Origin of the sequence: Myxococcus sp. AB025B (assembly GCF_006518215.1) — a bacterium.
GTDB lineage: Bacteria > Myxococcota > Myxococcia > Myxococcales > Myxococcaceae > Myxococcus > Myxococcus fulvus.
Genome location: NZ_SRLW01000601.1, coordinates 1 through 1,875, shown reverse-complemented (window position 1 = coordinate 1,875; position 1,875 = coordinate 1). Strand labels below are relative to the sequence as shown.

The following is a 1,875-nucleotide window of genomic DNA, read 5'->3' as shown; positions in this document are numbered from 1 at the left end:
GAGCAGTTGCTGGCGGGGATCTTCGCGGAGGTGCTGGGGCTCGACAGGGTGGGGATTCACAGCCACTTCTTCGAGCTGGGCGGACACTCGCTGCTGGCGACGCGAGCCATCTCGCGGATTCGGAGCGCGTTCAGTCTGGAGGTCCCGCTGCGGGAGCTGTTCGTGTCGCCCACCGTGGCGTCGCTCGCGGTGCGCGTGGACCGGTTGATTCGAGCGGGGGCGTCGTTGGCGGTGCCGCCGTTGAAGCCTCGTGAGGACAAGGGGCAGCCGGCGCGGCTCTCCTTCGCGCAGCAGCGACTGTGGTTCCTGGACCAGCTGGAGCCCGGCAGCGCTTCGTACAACATGCCGGGTGCCGTGCGGATGAGCGGTCCGCTGGACACCGAGGTGTTGGCGAGGACGTTCCAGGAGCTCGTCCGCCGTCATGAAGCCCTGCGCACCACGTTCCGGAGTGAGAACGGCGTGGCCGTGCAGAGGGTCTCGGCCGAAGTCGAGGTGCCTCTGCGCGTGGTCCAGTTGGATGGACTCCCGGAGGCCGCGCGCGAGGCAGAGGCGCTTCGTCATGTGGAGCAGGAGGTGTTGCTCCCGTTCGACCTGTCGCGAGGGCCGCTGCTGCGGGCGACGTTGGTGAGGCTGTCTGAAGAGGAGCACGTGTTGGTGGTGGTGCTGCACCACATCGTGTCGGACGGCTGGTCGACGGGGCTGTTGGTGAGGGAGGTGGCGGCGCTCTATGGGGCGTATGCGGAGGGGAAGCCGTCGCCGCTGGGCGAGCTGCCGGTGCAGTACGGGGACTATGCGGAGTGGCAGCGAGGGTGGCTGCGGGGGGCAGTGCTGGAGCAGCAGGTGGAGTACTGGCGCAAGCAGTTGGAGGGAGCGCCAAAGGCTCTGGAGTTGGTGACGGACAAGCCGAGGCCGGCGGCGCAGAGCTTCCGTGGGGCGGTGTTGGAGCGGCGGTGGGAGAAGGGACTGTGGAGGAAGGTGGAGGAGGTGAGCCGTCGTGAAGGGGTGACACCCTTCATGGTGCTGCTGAGCGCGTACCAGGTGGTGCTGTCGAGGCACGCGGGGCAGCGGGAAGTGGTGGTGGGGTTCCCGATAGCAGGGCGAACGCACGCGGAGACGGAAGGGCTGATCGGGTACTTCGCGAACACGCTGGTGCTGCGGGGGCGAGTGGAGGAGTGGGAGACGTTCGGAGAGCTGGTGGGGAGGGCGAAGGAGGTGACGTTGGGTGCGTACGCGCACCAGGACGTACCGTTCGAGAAGCTGGTGGAGGAGCTGCTGCCGGAACGGGATTTGAGCCGCAGTCCGCTGTTCCAGGTGAGCCTGACGTTGCAGAACACGCCCGGGGTGGAGGTGAAGCTGGGGAAGGGGCTGGTGCTGAAGGGGCTGGAGACGGACACGAAGACGTCGAAGTTCGACCTCTCGCTGTCCGTGGGGGACGGCCCGGACGGAGTGGCGGTGGTGCTGAACTACAACAGCGACCTGTTCGAGGAAGGGACAGCGGAGCGGTTGGTGGGGCACGTGAGGCGAGTGCTGGAGGGAGGCGTGGAGGGGTGGGAGAAGAAGGTGAGGGAGTTGCCGCTGGAGACGGAGGATGAGCGGCGGCGGGTGATGGCGTGGAGCGGCCGAGGCTCGTCGCGCTCGGAGATGGTTGGCGCAGAGCCTCACGAGAATGGACAGCATGCGGAGGTGCGGCGCCAGCACGGACAGAGCCCGCGGTCATTGCGTGATCAGACGCTGGCGGCGCTGTTCGAAGCGACGGTGGCAGGTAGACCTGATGCGGTCGCGGTGGTCGACGCTGCCGGGGAGTCACTGACGTACGGGCAGCTCAACGAGAGAGCGAATCAGCTGGCGCACCACTTGAGGAGCGTGGGAGTGGGC

Annotated in this window: 1 protein-coding gene; it reads left to right on the top strand. The window is 67.5% G+C overall.

Features of this window, described 5'->3' with window-relative positions:
* The coding region (locus FL311_RS42940) for a condensation domain-containing protein (protein ID WP_141333430.1) at positions 1-1,875 on the top strand (1,875 nt) is incomplete at both ends.